The 16693-nt window shown below is 64.0% G+C and carries 20 protein-coding genes and 1 pseudogene; 14 read left to right on the top strand and 7 right to left on the bottom strand.

The annotated features are described in order from the left end of the window. Positions 1–22: 22 nt before the first annotated feature. Positions 23–874, bottom strand: a complete 852-nt coding sequence (locus tag APH33_RS24665; RefSeq protein WP_054887656.1) for a GGDEF domain-containing protein — start codon at positions 872–874, stop codon at positions 23–25. A gap of 119 nt (positions 875–993) precedes the next feature. On the opposite strand from APH33_RS24665, the gene APH33_RS24660 reads away from it, so the two are divergent. The 5 genes from APH33_RS24660 (at position 994) to APH33_RS24640 (ending at position 4695) form a co-directional block, all read left to right on the top strand. Continuing rightward, positions 994–1482 (top strand): isochorismatase family protein, encoded by a 489-nt coding sequence (locus APH33_RS24660; RefSeq protein WP_054887655.1) that lies wholly within the window; start codon positions 994–996, stop codon positions 1480–1482. A gap of 88 nt (positions 1483–1570) precedes the next feature. Further along, entirely contained in the window at positions 1571–2335 is a 765-nt protein-coding gene (locus APH33_RS24655) for a hypothetical protein (RefSeq protein WP_054887795.1), read from the top strand. 204 nt (positions 2336–2539) lie between these two features. Then, complete coding sequence (locus APH33_RS24650) at positions 2540–3061, top strand: hypothetical protein (protein ID WP_054887654.1); 522 nt, start codon at positions 2540–2542, stop codon at positions 3059–3061. 64 nt (positions 3062–3125) lie between these two features. Then, entirely contained in the window at positions 3126–3971 is an 846-nt protein-coding gene (locus APH33_RS24645; RefSeq protein ID WP_054887653.1) for a DUF692 domain-containing protein, read from the top strand. Further along, positions 3964–4695: a DUF2063 domain-containing protein gene (locus APH33_RS24640; protein WP_054887652.1), complete on the top strand. Its 732-nt coding sequence runs from the start codon at positions 3964–3966 to the stop codon at positions 4693–4695. Before APH33_RS24645 ends, APH33_RS24640 begins: the two co-directional genes overlap by 8 nt. Before the next feature lie 18 nt (positions 4696–4713). Here APH33_RS24640 and APH33_RS27800 read toward each other — a convergent pair whose 3' ends face one another. After that, positions 4714–4848: a hypothetical protein gene (locus APH33_RS27800; protein ID WP_256218744.1), complete on the bottom strand. Its 135-nt coding sequence runs from the start codon at positions 4846–4848 to the stop codon at positions 4714–4716. Between the two features lie 16 nt (positions 4849–4864). Beyond that, positions 4865–5290 carry a hypothetical protein gene (locus APH33_RS24635; RefSeq protein WP_371263272.1) on the bottom strand — a complete coding sequence of 142 codons (426 nt, stop codon included), beginning with the start codon at positions 5288–5290 and terminating at the stop codon, positions 4865–4867. A 127-nt stretch (positions 5291–5417) separates the two neighbouring features. Here APH33_RS24635 and APH33_RS24630 point away from each other — a divergent pair. Next, positions 5418–5597, top strand: a pseudogene (locus APH33_RS24630) (ATP-binding protein); the annotation flags it as partial. A gap of 19 nt (positions 5598–5616) precedes the next feature. Here the strand turns inward: APH33_RS24630 and APH33_RS24625 are convergent. Beyond that, the gene (locus tag APH33_RS24625; RefSeq protein ID WP_054887650.1) at positions 5617–6318 is read right to left on the bottom strand and encodes a DUF3053 domain-containing protein; all 702 of its coding nucleotides are present in this window, start codon (positions 6316–6318) and stop codon (positions 5617–5619) included. Here APH33_RS24625 and APH33_RS24620 point away from each other — a divergent pair. Beyond that, positions 6317–6520 (top strand): hypothetical protein, encoded by a 204-nt coding sequence (locus APH33_RS24620; protein ID WP_054887649.1) that lies wholly within the window; start codon positions 6317–6319, stop codon positions 6518–6520. The two genes, APH33_RS24625 and APH33_RS24620, sit on opposite strands and share 2 nt — an antisense overlap. A 169-nt stretch (positions 6521–6689) precedes the next feature. On the opposite strand, the gene APH33_RS24615 is transcribed toward APH33_RS24620, so the two are convergent. The 3 genes from APH33_RS24615 to APH33_RS24605 all read right to left on the bottom strand — a co-directional run bounded on the left by APH33_RS24615 (position 6690) and on the right by APH33_RS24605 (position 9525). Beyond that, positions 6690–7166 carry a YMGG-like glycine zipper-containing protein gene (locus APH33_RS24615; protein ID WP_054887648.1) on the bottom strand — a complete coding sequence of 159 codons (477 nt, stop codon included), beginning with the start codon at positions 7164–7166 and terminating at the stop codon, positions 6690–6692. A gap of 134 nt (positions 7167–7300) precedes the next feature. Next, positions 7301–8818, bottom strand: coding sequence for an MDR family MFS transporter (locus APH33_RS24610; protein ID WP_054887647.1), 1518 nt, complete (start codon positions 8816–8818; stop codon positions 7301–7303). A gap of 44 nt (positions 8819–8862) precedes the next feature. After that, a complete protein-coding gene (locus APH33_RS24605) occupies positions 8863–9525 on the bottom strand; it encodes a TetR/AcrR family transcriptional regulator (RefSeq protein WP_054887646.1) in 663 nt (220 codons plus the stop codon). A 262-nt stretch (positions 9526–9787) separates the two neighbouring features. Between APH33_RS24605 and APH33_RS24600 the strand changes: the two genes are divergently transcribed. The 7 genes from APH33_RS24600 (at position 9788) to APH33_RS24570 (ending at position 16622) form a co-directional block, all read left to right on the top strand. After that, entirely contained in the window at positions 9788–10108 is a 321-nt protein-coding gene (locus APH33_RS24600) for a hypothetical protein (protein ID WP_054887645.1), read from the top strand. A gap of 347 nt (positions 10109–10455) precedes the next feature. Further along, positions 10456–11052, top strand: coding sequence for a paraquat-inducible protein A (locus APH33_RS24595; protein WP_054887644.1), 597 nt, complete (start codon positions 10456–10458; stop codon positions 11050–11052). Continuing rightward, positions 11049–11693: a paraquat-inducible protein A gene (locus APH33_RS24590; protein ID WP_054887643.1), complete on the top strand. Its 645-nt coding sequence runs from the start codon at positions 11049–11051 to the stop codon at positions 11691–11693. Before APH33_RS24595 ends, APH33_RS24590 begins: the two co-directional genes overlap by 4 nt. Beyond that, the gene (locus APH33_RS24585) at positions 11677–13317 is read left to right on the top strand and encodes an intermembrane transport protein PqiB (RefSeq protein ID WP_054887642.1); all 1641 of its coding nucleotides are present in this window, start codon (positions 11677–11679) and stop codon (positions 13315–13317) included. Before APH33_RS24590 ends, APH33_RS24585 begins: the two co-directional genes overlap by 17 nt. A gap of 28 nt (positions 13318–13345) precedes the next feature. Beyond that, entirely contained in the window at positions 13346–13882 is a 537-nt protein-coding gene (locus APH33_RS24580; protein WP_054887641.1) for a membrane integrity-associated transporter subunit PqiC, read from the top strand. A gap of 30 nt (positions 13883–13912) precedes the next feature. Then, positions 13913–15787 carry a diguanylate cyclase domain-containing protein gene (locus tag APH33_RS24575; RefSeq protein WP_082433698.1) on the top strand — a complete coding sequence of 625 codons (1875 nt, stop codon included), beginning with the start codon at positions 13913–13915 and terminating at the stop codon, positions 15785–15787. A 19-nt stretch (positions 15788–15806) separates the two neighbouring features. After that, complete coding sequence (locus APH33_RS24570) at positions 15807–16622, top strand: ABC transporter substrate-binding protein (RefSeq protein ID WP_054887639.1); 816 nt, start codon at positions 15807–15809, stop codon at positions 16620–16622. Positions 16623–16693 lie beyond the last annotated feature (71 nt).

The following is a 16693-nucleotide window of genomic DNA, read 5'->3' as shown; positions in this document are numbered from 1 at the left end:
GGCAGCCATTACCGGCGCCGGCTCACCCGGTTACGGAGCGGCGCCGCTTGTTGCGGTACATGTCGTCATCGGCGCAGTTGAGCAGCGAGTCGATGTCTGCGCCGTCAGTGGGATAGCAGGCCACGCCGATGCTGCAGGACGGCATGGGCAGCTGCCGCTGGCCGCTGGTCAGCGGCACGGCCATGGCGGTGAGGATCTGCGCCATCTTTTCAGCTACCGCGCCCACTGCGCTCAGCCCGGTCAGCAGCACGGTGAATTCGTCGCCGCCCATGCGCGCCACCGTGTCCTGCGGGCCGACACAGTCCTCCAGGCGGCGTGCGACGGTGCACAGCACCTGGTCACCTATGGCATGCCCGTGCACATCATTGATGCCCTTGAAATCATTGATATCGAGGAACAGCAGCGCAAACGGGCGTTGCTGGCGCAGGGCGCTGGCCAGCCGCTCGTTGAACAGCGAGCGATTGCACACCCGGGTCAACGGGTCGTGGTGGGCGAGCCAGCGCAATTCCAGCTCGGCCTGGGTGAGCGCCGTAACGTTGCGTGCCACGCCGATGCGCGCGCCCACCTCTTCGGACCAGAAGGCCGACCAGAGGATGTGCACCACGCCACCGTCCTTGCGCAGGTAGCGGTTGCGGAAGTCACTGTGGGAGTGGCCATTCATCACCCGGATGATCGAAGCTCGCGTGGCTTCCAGGTCTTCGGGGTGCATATAGCGGGTGATCGGCGTGCCGATCAGCTCCTCGGCGCGGTAGCCGAGCAGCGCCTCACAGGCATTGCTGACGAACACGATGGTGTTGTCCCGGTCGACCACGAATACTGTGTCCAGCATCAGCTGGATCAGCTTGGGGTAAAGTGCTTGCAGGTCAACGGGCATAGGGGCGTCCGGTGCATCGGGCTCGGGCGTGGCCAGCATACACAGAGCAGGGTTGGTTCCACCAGCGGCCATTCAAACAGATATACTCCGCGGCCGTTTCGAGCATTCAGGAGTCGTTCATGCAGCAGGTTCTGCTCATCGTTGATGTCCAGTCCACCTTCAGCCCCCCCGAATGGCTGGTGGACGGGATTCGTCTGCTGTCAGCGAGGATTCCGTCGTTCGCCTCGGTCGAATTGCACGATGAGCAGGTAACGCCGTTCCAGCGCCAGCTCGGCTGGCACCCGGCAGCCGAGGACGAGTGCCTGATCGAGGTGGACCAGGTGTTCATCAAGCATGGCTATGGCCAGACTGCCGAGACCATCGCCCACCTCCGCCAACTGGGCGTGGAGCGCGTGCTGGTGTGCGGCATGCAGACCGAAACCTGCGTACTGGCAGCAGGCTTTGCGCTGTTCGATGCCGGGCTCTGCCCGACACTGGTGACTGACCTGACCGTCGGCTCATCACTGGACCGCTCTGGCAAACTGGGGACCGACCTCTGGAAGCACCACTTCGGCAACGTGACCACGCGGGCCGAGGTGATGGCCGAACTCGCGCAGTCGGTCGCCTGAGAAAACCGCGAAAAGCCAGCGCGCATCGTTTAGCATGGGGGCGCCGATGCACCTGGCCCCTTTTCTTGTCGACATGCTCTGGCTTGCCATGACTGCCTTCTACCTCAAGTTTCTCATCACCCCCACGCTCATGTTGGCCATCTCGCTGGCGGCCAAGCGCTGGGGCGCGCAAATCGGCGGGCTGCTGTCCGGGCTGCCGGTTACCTCAGCCTTGGTCGTGCTGTTCCTGAGCCTCGAGCAGGGCCCTGGTTTTGCCTTGCAGGCAGTGCCTGGAGCGTTGGCCGGCCTGGCGGCGGTGCAGGCGACGTACCTGTTCTACTACCAGGCGACGCGACGGATCGGTGCATTGCCCGGTTGCATCGCCGCGATGGCGGTTTACGCGGCCATGGCAGTCTTGATGAGCCACCTGGGTTGGCTCGCGCTGTCAGTGGTGGTGACCCTGGCACTGCTCACCCTGATCATCATCGTCACCTCGCAACCGGCGCCGGCCGGTGCTGCCAAGGTGGTGCAACTGCCGCGCTGGGTGATCCCGATGCGCATGCTCACGGCCACCGCGCTGCTGGTGGCGATCACCGCCAGCGCCGAATGGCTCGGGCCGGTGGCCAGCGGCCTGCTGGCGCCGATCCCGGTGATCGCCTGGCCGCTGGCGGTGTTCGCCCATGTTCAGGGCGGGCACCATGAATTGGGCGCGATCGTGCGCGGCAACGCCATTGGCGGCGTGGGCGTGTTGGGGTTCTACCTGACAGTGAACAGCTTCATCGAGCAGTGGGGCAGCGTGCCGGCCATTGCCGCCGCCGTGGTGCTGGCCGTGGCAGCCACCTTTGCCCTGGCCAGGCTGTTGGACCGCCGCTGACCTCTGCACCCAGGCAGGCGCTTGTATCGTTCTGTATCAAGGCGCCTGCCACGCCTACTTGCTTACAAATCCTTCGCTCTGCTGATACGCCCGGGATACATCCCTGGGGCCAAATGAACCAGCCCGAACGAACAAGCCCTACGGCTCGCGTTCCCTGGCTCTTCGCCCTTGAGGCATGACCGTACGACTATCAGGAGAAACACCATGTCCCGTATCCAGTTCCCCAACAAGACCCGCCTCGGCCTGCTGAGCATCGCCCTGGTGGGCGGAATCAACCTGGCTTCCTCGGCATTTGCCGTCGAGCCACTGGCGCAAGGCTACCAGCTGGCGGCTGCGGAAAAGGCCGGCGAGGGCAAGTGCGGCGAAGGCAAGTGCGGTGCCAGCGGCGCCAAGACCAAAGCCACCCAGGCCGAAGGCAAGTGCGGCGAGGGCAAGTGTGGCGCCAGCGGGGCCAAGGCTACCCAGGCTGAAGGCAAATGCGGTGAAGGCAAGTGCGGCGATGCTTCGTTCGCCCGCACTGACACCGACCATGACGGCCGCGTGTCCCGCGCCGAACTGCTGGCGGTCGCGCCGAAGGCCGGTGCTGAGTTCGATGCCATCGATGCCAACCACGACGGCTACCTTTCCGAAGCCGAGGTCTACCAGTTCCGCAAGCATCAGTTCGACGCCAACGGCAAACCCTTCCCGACCGACCTGTACAGCAAGCTGAGCCAGGCAAAGCACTGACCCGCAGCGGCATCCCTCCCCAGGCTGCCAGCCGGGGAGGGCGCTGCACCACAAGGAGCCTGCGATGAGCACTCATTCCAATCTGCAGGGCGCCGGCCTGGGCCTGCGCCGTGCACTGCTGCCAGAGCTGCTGAGCATGGACAGCACAGCCGTGGACTTTCTCGAATGCGCGCCAGACAACTGGATCGGCGTCGGCGGCGCCTTCGGCGAAGGCCTGGCGCAACTGGCCGAGCGCCATCCGCTGGCTTGTCATGGCCTATCGTTGTCGCTGGGCGGCCCGGCACCGCTGGATCATGGCTTCCTGCGCCAGATTCGAGCCTTTCTCGACCGTCACCAGGTGCCGCTGTTCAGCGAACACCTGAGCTACTGCGCCGATGACGGCCATCTGTACGACCTCATCCCCATGCCGTTCACCGAAGCAGCCGTGCGCCATACTGCCCAGCGCATTGCTGAAGTCCAGGATGCCCTGGGTCGGCGGATTGCCGTGGAGAATATCTCTTACTACGCCGCACCGTATCAGGCGATGAGCGAAATCGAGTTTCTGCAGGCGGTGTTGAGTGAAGCCGACTGCGACCTGCTGCTGGACATCAACAATATCGTGGTCAATGCCTGCAACCATCGCTACGACGCTGCCGGGTTCCTGGCCCAGGTGCCGGCCGAACGGGTGGTCTGCCTGCATGTGGCCGGGCACTACGACCAAGCGCCGGACCTGAAGATCGACACCCATGGTGCCAGCGTCAGGCCTGATGTCTGGGGCCTGCTGGCCAGTGCCTACCAGCACTTGGGGCCGGTGCCGACCTTGCTCGAGCGCGACTTCAACCTGCCACCGCTGGCCGAACTGCTGGTCGAGGTGGAGCACATTCGCAGCCTGCAATCTTCAGCGCAGGCCTTGGCGGTGCGCCATGGCTGATTCACTGCATGAACAGCTGCTGCGCATGGCTGGCCATATCCGCGATCCGCAGGCCAATCCGCCACCGCCTGGTATCGAAGCGCGGCGCCTGGCGGTGTATCGGCAGCTGTTCTTCGGCAATCTGCAGGCACTGCTGGCCGGCAGCTTTCCGGTGCTGCATGCCAGTCTCGCTGCCGAGCACTGGCAGGGGTTGTGCGAAGACTTCTACGCCAGCCATCGCTGCCACACGCCGCTGTTCACCGAAGTGGGCAGCGAATGGGTCGAGTACCTGCAAGGGCGAGGCGAGCAGCCCGGGTGGATCGCCGAACTTGCCCATTACGAGTGGATAGAGACGGCATTGTTGCTCAGTGATGCCGCCGAACCTGAGCATGCCCCGGAGGGTGATCTGCTGGTTGGCGTACCGGTGCTGTCCAGCCTGGCTGTGCCATTGGCTTATGCCTGGCCGGTCAGCCATATCGGGCCGGAACATCTGCCGGGCGAGGCGCCCGATGAGCCCACCTTGCTGCTGGCTCATCGAGGTAAAGAACACAAGGTGGTCTTTTCGCGCCTTGCGCCGCTGGCCCATGCGCTGTTGCAATCGTTGCAAGACCAGCCCGTGAGCGGGCGCGAACATCTGGCGGCATTGGCCGCAGCTACCGGCGTCGAACCCGCTGCCATCGCGGCACCTGGCCTGGCGTTGCTGCAAAGCCTGAAAGCCCAGGGCGTCGTGCTCGGCACCCGATAGGTGCGAGCGGTGAAGCATTTACTGATACTTGATCACGATCGCCTTGAGCTTGTGCCCCTCGACACTGCGGATATCACGGTCCCCCAATGGCCCTTCGACACAGGCTGCCAGTGGCTGGCTGCAATGAACGTAGTCGAAGGGACTGGAGCGCACAAATTGCCACTGAGGGTCAGCGGCGGTAGTAGCGATGGTCGGCATCGTAATGGTGGGCCCGCTCGTGTCGGCGCTCCCAGTCGCGGCGGCGCTCCGCCTCACGTCGCGCCTCTTCCCGGCGCCATTGGGCCCGGCGCCATTCTTCGCGGCGGCGGTCTTCGCTGTGGTAGTGCCAGCGGCCGTCGCGCCAGTAGCGGTCATCATCATGGGCGAGCAGTGGCCCTGGCTGGCCATCGGCGATGCGGGCCAGGTTCGGCCAAGGGCTCTGGGCCGGGTTGGCCGGCGACGGGGCGATGGTTTCAGTGGCCAGGACCGCATTCGACGCGTGGATCGGTGTCGCTGAGGCAGAGCCCATGGCTACCAAGGCGAACAGGCCGGCAAAGAGGATTCTCGGGATATGGCATTTCATCGGCGTAGGCAACCCCAGGTTGTCATTGAACATGCGATTGGGCAGCACCGTAAGGCGGCGCCCACCGCGAACGTGAGCATGTCCAGATAGACAAGTAATTGGGGAAAAGTTCTGTTCGTTCAGCGCCTTGGCTTCTGCACGTCGCTGGGCCAGAGCAATGGCCCGCCTGCAGAGCATCTTCGAGCCGTTCGTCCGGGGCGGGCAGAGCGGCACCGATGGCTTCGGCCTGGGCCTGGCCATCGCCCGCCGTGCCCTCGGGCTGCACCAGGGCAGTATCAGCGCGAAGGCGGGCGGCGCGGGGGGCTTGTGCGTGACAGTCCTGTTGCCACGCCTGGGTTGATGCGTCTGAGCGACTGGGGTCAGCGGCCGAGCATCACGGTCTGCAGTTGCGCCTGAGCCTGCTGTACGGTCTTCGCCTGAGCCGTCAGGTCTTGCAGCAAGGCATTCAGTTCAGCCTGCACCTTGGGGTCGTTGACCTTGACGATCGGCCCGTTGATCTCGATCTGGGCCTTGTGGGCGTCCACGTAGTCGGCGACTTTCAGGCTGCTGTCGAGGGTGCCGTTGATCTGTGGCAGCACCTGCAGGAAGGTCTCGGCCGGGACGCTGACGGTGCGGTCGTAGGCCTTGTCGTAGACCACCTTGAGGTCATCGGGCTGCTTGAGCTGGGCATGGGCGCTGTCGGCCTTGGCCTTCTGCTCCTGCAGCTGGACACCCATGTCGTTCAGGCCGGTCTGTACCGCCTTGATGTCGTCACGGCGACTGGTGATATCGTTCAGCGACCGCACCGCACCTTTCTGCAGCAGGCTGCCCAGCGGTTTCACCGCGCTATCCATGGCGCCGTTGAAATCGGTGATCACCGCGTAATGGTCGTTGTAGGGGCCAAACGTCTTGGACTCGTCGGCGCTCGGCTTGGGCACGTGAACGCCGGGCTTGTCGATGATACGGGTTTGCAGGAATTCGCTGAAGGCAGCGCGCTGCTTGGGTTCATTGTCGCCACAGGCGGCAAGGGCGAGGGGCAGGGCGAGGGCGAGTAACCAATTGCGGCGGAATGAGACGTTCATGTCGATGAAACTCCGTAGGGGGGTGAGGCGCGCCAGCGCTATGGCTCGCGCGGCGGGCAAGGGTAGCGCTTTTTCCGGTCTGGATCCAACTTGCGCTGTGGTGTTCGCCGCGATATTTGCAGCGAACACCCGCAAGCCATCACTCAACGCACCGGAATTAAATCACCCGAGCCTGATGCAAGGCTTCCAGCCAGTCGAATGAAGGGGGCGCAATCACTGTGGGAGCCGGTTGACCCATGCATGCCGCGCGGTAGATACCGACGCATTCGCGGGTGAACCTGCTCCCACAGGCTACATGGCTGGGCGCCTGGACTGTTTGCAGCTGTACTTTCTGTTGATCGGCTGTTGCCGTGCAGACAGTGCCAGGGGCTTCAAGGGTTGACCTGATAGCCACGCCCCTGCAGGCACCCGCTGTAAGCACTGGCGTGCGCCGAACTTTGCGCCTGGCCCTGGTTGCGCCGGTCTTCGCGGCGCTCCTGCCGTTGCCGCGAGGCACCTACCGCAGCGCCGGCAGCGGCCCCTTGGCTTGCACGGTTCTGCCGGTATTGCTCCTTGGCATTGTCGCCGACCCGGTCATACACCTCGTCGTGCTGGTTGCCCCGCACCTGGGCGCCAACCGCACCCGCTGCGGCACCGGCCGCCGCGCCCTTGACCCTGCCGCCGACATGGCTGCCAGTGGAACTGCTGCTGGCGCTGTTTGCGGCGTTGCTCGCCACGCTGTTGCATTCGTTGATGTCCAGCTGCATCTGTTGGCTACTCTGGCCCTTGAGCGGCACCACCGACTGGGCCTGGGCTGCAGACGCCGCGCACAGCAGCATCAGCCGGTAACTCCACTTGAACGCACGCATCGCACACCTCCAGCGGATGGGGATTGCATCTCACAGGATAGCCGGGGCTACGGTAGCTTGTGGTGTGCAACTGCCGGTTGATCAAGTACCGTTTGCCGGTACTGGCCTTTTTGCGGATACCGGCTGTGCAAGGCTCAATGGGCAGTACGCAGTGGCACCTCGCGCAACAGCCACGACAAGGCGAAGGCCACACAGGTAACGATCGCCGCCAGCAGAAATACCCCATGCATGGCTGCGCAGAACGCCTCGAGATAGGCCTGCTGCTGCGGTGCCGCCAAGGCGTGCACCGCCGTTGGCGAAAGGCTTGCGGCACCGCCACTGCTGGCCGCGAAATCACTCGGCAGGCCGTCGAGCAGGGCATGGGAAAACAACGCGCCAAACACCGAGACGCCCACCGAACCACCAATCGAACGGAACAGCGTGGCCCCTGATGTTGCCACCCCCATGTGCCGGCGTTCGACACTGTTCTGCACTGCCAGGATCAGCACCTGCATCACCATGCCCAGGCCTGCGCCAAGCAGCCCCATGTACAGGTTCATGCGCCACATCGACGTGTCCAGTTCCAGACGGCTGAGCAGCCCCAGCGCGACCACCTGCAGCAGCGTGCCGACGATCGGGAACACCCGGTAGCGCCCCCAGCGGCTGATCAACCGCCCGGTGATTGCCGACACCACCAGCAAGCCCCCCATCAAGGGCAGCATCTGCAAGCCGGCGCTGGTGGGCGAGGCGTTTTTCACCACCTGCATGTACAACGGCAAGAACGTCACCGAACCGAACAGCGACACGCCGACGATCAGCCCGATCAACCCGGCCAGCACGAAGGTGCGGTGGCGGAACAGGTGCAGCGGCATGATCGGTTCGGCCGCGCGGCGTTGTTCGAACACGAAACCGACCAGGCCGATGACCGCGAACAGTGCCAGGCACAGCACATCCAGCGAGGCCCACGGCAGTAGACTGCCGCCCAGGCTAGTGATCAGCACCAGCGCGCCCAGGGTAACGGTCAGGAAGAACGCGCCGATGTAGTCGACCACATGCTTGACCGGTGCCACAGGGGGACGGAACACGCTGCCGATCACCAGCACTGCCAACAGGCCCAGCGGCAGGTTGATGAAGAAGATCCAGTGCCATGACAGATGTTCGACCAGAAACCCCCCGATCAACGGGCCCACCACGGTGGCCAGGCCGAACACGCCGCCGAACAGGCCCTGGTAGCGGCCCCGTTCGGCGGGTGGAATGACGTCGCCGATGGCCGCCATGGCCACCACCATCAGGCCGCCGCCGCCCAAGCCCTGCAGCGTGCGGAACAGGATCAGCTGGGTCATGTCCTGGGCCAGCCCGCACAGCGCCGAGCCGAGCAGGAACAAGGCAATCGCAATCTGCAGGACGCGCTTGCGCCCGTAAAGGTCGCCGAACTTGCCATACAGCGGCACGACGACGGTGGAGGCCAGCAAATAGGCGGTGACCACCCAGGACAGCCAGCGTAGCCCGCCGAGGTCGCTGACGATGGTGGGCAGCGCGGTGGAGACAATGGTCTGGTCCAGTGCCGCGAGGAACATCACCAGCATCAGGGCGCCGAGCAGCAGCGGGATGGAGGCTTGAGTGCCGGGTTCGGCCTGTACGCAGGAGGGCGCGTCAGCAGATGTCGGTTGCATGCGGTTGCCTTGAGCCTGTGGATGCGATTGAACGTTCATGTGCGTCAGCAGCCTTTGCTCTGGGCATGCTGGCGGCCGGCTTCCTGCAGGCCGGCCAGGGCGAAGCTGAACAGCTGGGCAGAGACGTCTGCGGCTGGCATGCCGAGTATTTCGTGCAGGGTCCCGGTGGACCCGCGTGGGCCAATCAACAGCATCGCCCAAGGCGCGGTGACACAGAGGATGCAGCGGGTCAGTGCCGGGTCGCTCTGGGGAATGCCTGTGATTTCGCTGAACAGGCCCTTGAGCAGCGACAGCTTCAGCGGTGCCTCAGCCTGCAGGTGCGCCTGGCCGTGCGGGCTGGGGGCGAGGATTTCCGCCGCCAGCACGCGCAGGTGCCAGATGTCGCGGCGCTGCGTGGCCTTGCGTACGACCAGATCGACCAGCCCTCGCAGCTTCTCTGCTGCCGGTTGCTCGCCGAGGGTGATCCGCTGCAGGTCGCTGATGTCCAGAAAGCGCCGCCGCGCTTCATCGAGCACGGCCAGGTACAGGCCACTGCGGCTACCGAAGTGGTAGTTGATCGAGGCCAGGTCTACCTCGGCCTTGGCGGCGACGGCTTTGTTGCTGGCCTCGGCATAACCCACAGCGGCGAACAGCTCGCCGGCGGCCTGGAGGATGCGCGTGCGAGTCGCTTCGCCGTCCTTGCGCGGTTCGCGTTGAGTAATGGCCATGGGTGGGCTCTCGGATCGGTGGAATGGCAGTCAGCCTGATCCAGGCGGAATCTAAATTCAATTTAAATTTAATGATTGCCCCGGGCGGCCGACAGAAGGTGTCGCTGCACTGCGCCCGGATGGCGCACGCCACTAGGGAGAGCGCCCTCAGTTGTGGTACAACACGCTAGTTGACACCAGCTTCGCAGGCGCCCGGATGCGTCGCGGCTAGCTAGTGATTCCCTTGTCCCTGCTCCTTTTACTGTGAAACGGAGATTCGAAGATGACCGCCACCGACCGTCTGAGCCTGCTGCAGTACGAGCATCTGGGCCTGGACGATGTTGCCGCTGCCGAGTTCAAGGTGGCTCTGGAGGAGCTGCGTAAACTGGCGCTCGAAGACCGCTATGAACATCCCGCCGCCCTGCACCTGGGTGATATCGCTGACGCCGAGAACCGTCAGGAACTGGCTGAAACCAAAGGCTGGGGAATCGGTTTTCTGCAGGGGCTGACCTGCGCCAAGGCACTTACCCAAGAGCAACTGGAAGCACTGCGTCGGGTGTTCCAGGCCGCGGCGGAGCGGGCGATCAAGCGCATGTGCAGGTAACCACCGCTTTATCGAGCTTGCCGCTCTTCGCAATGAACAGCGGCAACCTGCCCATACATGACTCAAAGGTTAACGCTTTCTCGCTAATGCCTTATGTAATCGGCTAACTCCATGTTTTTCATGCGCTGTCGCGATCGCCTTCAGAACCGCGCAAGAAACGCTTCAGGGTCAACCAGATAGGCCGCCCAGGCCGAACTTTCGAAACAGGCTTTTCCCTTCCGGTGAAGACGAGCGCATCCGCCGTTTATCGACTTTACTGGTGAGGCGCTGCTGTCAGATCTTCATGTATCAAGCGCGTTGAGTATTGGCTTTGAGTGACGGAGTGACGCGGGCCTTTGGGGTAGACCATGAGCCAGAGCCAGACACTGATCATCTGTGAATATTGCGACGCGGTGTATCAACGTATGCCAGTGCACAAACATCAACGTGCATTGTGCGTGCGTTGTGGCGGCGTGCTGTATCGCCATGCAAGTCTGACCCTCCAGCAGCGCCTGGCACTGAGTGTTACCGGCGCGATTTTGCTGGTATTGGCCAATGCCTATCCGGTCATGACCATTGGCATGCAGGGGCTGACCAACTCTGCGACGCTCTGGGATTCGGTGCTGATCCTCAGCAGCGGTAGCATTACCTTCATTGCCCTGGTCATGGCCTTGGCCATCATCTTCGCGCCAGTGCTGCAGATCGCCTTGCTTTGCTGGGTGCTGAGCTTCGCCGTGGCCGGGCAGCGGGCGCCTGGCTTTGCCATGTGCATGCGCTGCCTGGAAGGGCTGCGGCCCTGGAGCATGCTGGAAGTCGGCCTGCTGGGCGCGCTGGTGGCGGTGATCAAGCTGGCCGGCCTGCTCGATGTGATCCCGGGCATCGGCCTGATCGCACTGGCAGCGCTGAGCATGCTGATCATCTACATTGCCGGGCGTGATATCCGCGACCTTTGGGACGCGCTATGAGTTCGCCCGCGCTGGCAGACGAACTGGGCCTGTGCCTGTGCCATGGCTGCGGGTATGCCTGCGAGCAGGAGGGTCATGTGCACACCTGCGCGCGCTGCGGCGCGCCCCTGCACCGGCGCAAGACCAATGCCATCGCCCGTGGCTGGGCCTTCCTGGTGGCCGCGCTGGTGTTCTACGTGCCCGCCAACCTGCTGCCGGTGATGCATACCGAAATGCTGGGCAGTGGCAGCGACAGCACCATTGGGGGCGGCGTGGTGGAGTTCTGGGAACACGGTGCCTGGGACATCGCCCTGATCATCTTCATCGCCAGCATGGGCGTACCGGCCATCAAGTTCTTCTCCCTCGGCTTGCTGCTGTACACCGCCCAGCGGCGTTCGGGCTGGGCTTGCCGGCAGCGCTCGCAACTGTATCGCGGCGTCGAGTTGATCGGTTACTGGTCGATGCTCGATGTCATCGTGGTCGCACTGGTGGCCGCGTTGGTGCAGTTGCGCGGGCTGGGCACCATCGAGCCGCGCCCGGGCATCCTGTTTTTCGGCATGGTCGTGGTGCTGACCATGTTTTCGGCAATGAGCTTCGACCCGCGCTTGATCTGGGATCACCCTGGCAAAGATGGAGGCCGCACCGATGGCGCAAGCGAGTGACGCGCGAAATGGGGCCGGGCAGGCAGAGGTACGCACCCGGCGCTGGAATGTTTCACTGGTGTGGATCGTGCCGATCCTGGCGATCCTGGTCGGGGCATCGCTGGTGGTACGCAACTGGATGCAGCAAGGGCCGGTCATTTCGATATCCTTTCGTTCCGGTGAAGGCCTGGTGGCGCACAAGACTCAGGTCAAGTACCGCAGCGTGGTGATTGGCGAAGTGACCACCGTGGACCTTGCCGAGGACCACAACAGCGTCATCGTCAAGGTGCAGCTGTCCAATGACGCTCGCTCGTTCGCCACCCAGGGCGCGCGCTACTGGGTAGTCCGCCCGCGGATCGGCGCGGGCGGGGTATCCGGGGTCGATACCTTGCTCTCTGGCAGCTTCATCGGTGCCGATGCCGGTGAATCGAAAGCCGCTGAAAAGGACTTTACTGGCCTGGAGCTGCCACCGGCGATCACCTATGGCGAGAAGGGCAAGCGTTTTCTCCTCAGCGCCGATGACCTCGGTTCGCTGGATATCGGCGCCTCCATCTATTACCGCAAGATCCCGGTGGGTGAGGTGGTGTCCTATGCGTTGCAGGATGATGGCAAGGGCGTGGATATAGGCATATTCGTACAAGCGCCCTACGACAACTTTGTCACTGGCGATACCCGGTTCTGGAATGCCAGCGGCGTCGACATGCAGATCGGCGCCAATGGCCTGAAGGTCGATACCGAGTCGCTGTCGTCCATTCTGGTCGGCGGGCTGGCATTCGGTTCTCCGGACTTCAGCGCCGATGCTCAGCCGGCCGCAGACCAGGCGCGCTTTCAACTGTTCGCCGACCGCGACGCTGCCCTGGCACCGCCTTTCGGCAAGGGTCAGTACCTGCAGCTGCGCTTCGACCAGTCCATGCGCGGTCTGTCGGTGGGGGCCCCGGTGGAGTTCAAGGGCGTCGAGTTTGGCCGGGTCACGGCGATCAAGCTGGATTACGACCCGGTGAAGCAGATATTCCCGGTGGTGGTGGATGCAGTGGTCTACCCGCAACGCCTGGGCCCTGTGCATAAGCAGATGCTTGCAGTGTTCAAGCACACCGAGGGTGACCTCGATGGTGCCCGGCAGTTGATTGGTACCTTCGTCGAGCATGGCCTGCGGGCGCAGGCGCGCAGCGGCAACCTGATCACCGGGCAGATGTTCGTCTCTCTGGACTTCTACCCGAACGCCCCCAAGGTCGCGTTCGACCGGGAGGCCAACCCTATCGTCATCCCGACGATGCCCGGCAGCCTGGAGATGCTGCAGGAGCAGTTGCAGCATTTCGTCGAGCGCATCGGCAAATTGCCGTTGGAAAGCATTGCCAGCAACCTCGATGGCACCCTGCGTGACCTGCGCGCCAACCTCAAGACATTCAACAGCCAGACGCTGCCTGGGGTGAAAGCCACCCTCGACGATATGCAGCAAACCCTGAAGGCGGCCAACGCGACCATTGCCGACAACTCACCGGAGCGCGAACGGCTGGGTGAAACACTGGATGAGCTGGAGCGCATGTCGCGTTCGCTGCGCGACCTGACCGACTACCTAGGGCGCCACCCCGAGTCGCTCATTCAAGGCCGGCCGAAGGCGGCCGGGGCGCAAGACTTGAGACCTTGAAAGTGGAAGGCCAAAGGAGTGTCAGCTGATGCATCGAGTGCGCAACCTGTGTAGGGCCAGCCTGCTGATCTGGCTGGGCGGCTGCAGCAGTACCCCGAACAACTACCACACCCTGGTCCCGGCCCAGCCGGTGCAAGGGGGTAGCCAGCATGTGCTGGTAAGCCGGGTCAGCCTGCCGCCGCAAGTGGACCGTCCGCAGCTGGTGGTGCGCCAGGGCAGCAGCGGCCTGGCCATCCTGGAAACGGAGTGGTGGGGCGCCAACCTGGTGGATGAGTTTCGCAGTGCCCTGCAGGACATGCTGGGCGGCCCGGTGTCTGGCCCCAGCACTGTGTTGAGGGTCGAGGTGCAGCGCTTCGACAGCGTGCCCGGCCAATACGCCTCGCTCGATACCTTGTGGCGCCTGAAACGGCCAGGCGAGCCCGCAATCACCTGTCGGACGTCGGTGCAGACCGCTGCCGACAACAGCATCAACAACCTGGTCAACGCCCACCAGGCCAACCTGCGCAAGCTGGCCGACGCGGTGCGCGCAACGGCGGCGCCAGGCAGGCCCTGCCCAACCACCTGATGCAGATGAACAAGGGTACGGGGAGCCCGCATGAAGTTACGCACGAGATTGCTCTGGCTGTTCGTACCGCCGTTGCTGCTGGTGTTGTCGCTTGTCTACTTCGCAGCCCAGGGCATGCTGCTGGCACGGCTGGACAAGCAGGACGAGCGGCTGCTGGTGGCCGAGGCCGAGCGCCTGCGTGCGTTGCTGGGCAACAGCTTCGAGCGCGACGCCAACCGCCTGCGGCAATGGGCCCAGGCGATGCCGGGTACGGTGCCGTCGGCTTTTCCGCTCGATGCCGCCACGCTGGGCCGCAGTGGTTTCGACTTCATCCTTTACTTTGCCAATGGTGAGCAGCGGGTGAGCTGGCGTCCGCTGGACCTCGCAGCGCTTGAGCGCCCGGCCGGCGCGCCGGCACTGAACCTGAAGGCGCTGCATGAGGGCGTTGCCCGGCAACTGGCGCGCCTGCTGCAGTCTCAGGATGTGGCGCCGCCTGCGCAACTGCTGGCCGTGCTCCGGGTGCCGCTGATTCTGGTCGCCGTGGATACCGCGCGCAGCGGCGACAGGGCCAGCGGTGTGCTGCTGGCGGGCACCTTCCTGGACAGCAAGCGCATCGCCATGCTGCAGCAACAGCTGGGCGGAGAGCTTACCTGGTTGCCGTCGACCGCTGGGCAGGAACGGCCCGTGCTGCAGGCTGAACTGATGAGCATCGGCAACCGTCGCGTGGTCGATGCCCGTCATCAGAGTATCGACCTGCTGTTCCAGGACAGCCTGGGCGAGCCTCAGCTGCGCCTGCAACTGACCCGCGAGCGCCATCTGTTCCTGGAAGGCGAACAGCAGCTCGATGTATTCCTCGGCGTGACCGGCGGGCTCATCGGCCTGGCCTGGCTGCTGATCTACCTCGCCCTGGACGTCACCTTGCTGCGGCGCATTGCCCGCTTGCATCACGAGCTTCTGGCCATTGGCCCGGCTGCGGCAGGGCGGCGCCTGACCGACGACGGCCGCGATGAGCTGGGCCAGCTGGCGCGTGAGGCGAACCGTGCGCTGGACCGCCTGGAGCAGAGCGAAACGCGCGACCGGGCGATCCTCGATGCCATGGAAGACGGCTACTTCGAACTCGACGATCAGGCCAGGATCGACTCGGTCAACCCGGCTTTCTGCAGGCTGCTGGGGTATTCGACGGCGCAGGTGCTGGGTCGCACCTTTGCATCGCTGCAGGAACAACCAGAGCCCACCCCGACGACAGAACCGGTGATCGCCGAAACCGAGCCCGGCGCGCCACTTTCGGCTCGCCTACGGCGTGCCGACGGTAGCATCGGTCACTTCGAGACGCAGATATCCAGGCGCCACAACGCCGGAGGGCGGCTGATCGGCTACCGTGGCATCCTGCATGACGTCAGCGAGCATGTGCTGCATCAACAGCAACTGTTTGACCTGGCCTATCAGGATGCCCTGACCGGGTTGGGCAATCGCAAGGCGTTTCATGAGGACCTCGCCCGGTACATGCACAGCGCCAGCATGCCGCTGGCGCTGATCTTTCTAGATCTGGACCGCTTCAAGCAAGTCAATGACCGCTTTGGCCACGACGTCGGTGATGCCTTGCTGGCGTGCATGGCCGAGCGTCTTCGCAATGCGCTGCGTCAACCGAGCAAGGCCTATCGTTTGGGTGGAGACGAGTTCACCGTGATTGTCCCGGCACCCGGGTTCCAAGGGGCCAGCGCGCTGGCCCAGCGCTTGCTCAAGGTGTTGGGCGAGCCGGTCAGCGTCAGCGGAGTGAGCATCGACTTCGTCACGCCAAGCATCGGCGTTGCCTTCGCGCCTGCCCATGCCAGCGAGGTGGATGCCCTGATCAAGGCAGCCGATCAGGCGATGTACGAGGCCAAGCGTGAGCGCGGGCGGGTCTGCGTGTACCAGCCAGCCGAGTGATCAGCCCAGGAGGGTATCGATGGTCGAGCGTTGTCGTTGCCAGTCTTGGCTGTTGCCGCTGTTGATGCTCCTGCTGCCCGACCTCGCGGTGGCAGAGCCGTCGTGCGGCCAGCTCACTGCAACTGGCAATCCGGAATACCCGCCATATCTCTGGCGTGACCCGAGCAACCCTGAGCAACTGATCGGGGCCAATGCCGACTTGCTAAAGGACGCCGGCAAGGCACTGGGGCTGGAGGTGAAGGTGGTCTATGGCGGGCCTTGGTCAAGGGCTCAGGAAGAGGTGCGTACCGGGCGTATCGACCTGATGGCGGGGTACTTCATGACCCAGGAGCGCCAGCAGCGGATGGACTTCATCAGCCCGCCGTTCCTGTGGACCCGCAGTGTCGTCTGGGTCCGCCAGGACGCTGCATTTGCCTATCAGGGTTGGGCGGACCTCAAGGGCCGCAACGGCGGTACGCTGGTCGGTAACAGTCACGGCCAGCAGTTCGACGATTACGCCAGGACCAACCTCCAGCTTGAAGCGGTGCCCAGCGCCAGGCAGGCGTTCGAAAAACTGTTGCTCAGGCGCAATGATTACCTGATCTACGAGCTGCATCCCGGCATGGCCCTGGCGCGGACGCAGGTTTGGGATACGCAGCTGAAGGTGCTCGACCCGCCAGTGTCCAGCGAGGGGTTGTACCTGGCGCTGTCACGTCAATCGAAGTGCAATCGACAGGAGCTGCGCGAGCGGTTGGCGCAGGCGATGAAAGCGCTGGTTGCCGGGCCGGTGCCGGAGCAACTGGTTGAAAAGAATCTGGAACTATGGAGGCAACAGCAGGCAGTGGGGCAGCCTTAGCGCCTGCGGGACCTAGCGCCGCGCCGGTGGCGCTCGATGTCACAGGCGCAAAAACCTCAAAGCGAACCCGC

Source organism: Pseudomonas sp. NBRC 111130, assembly GCF_001320485.1.
Classification (GTDB): Bacteria; Pseudomonadota; Gammaproteobacteria; order Pseudomonadales; family Pseudomonadaceae; genus Aquipseudomonas; species Aquipseudomonas vlassakiae.
This window is presented reverse-complemented; position numbering and strand designations above follow the sequence as displayed.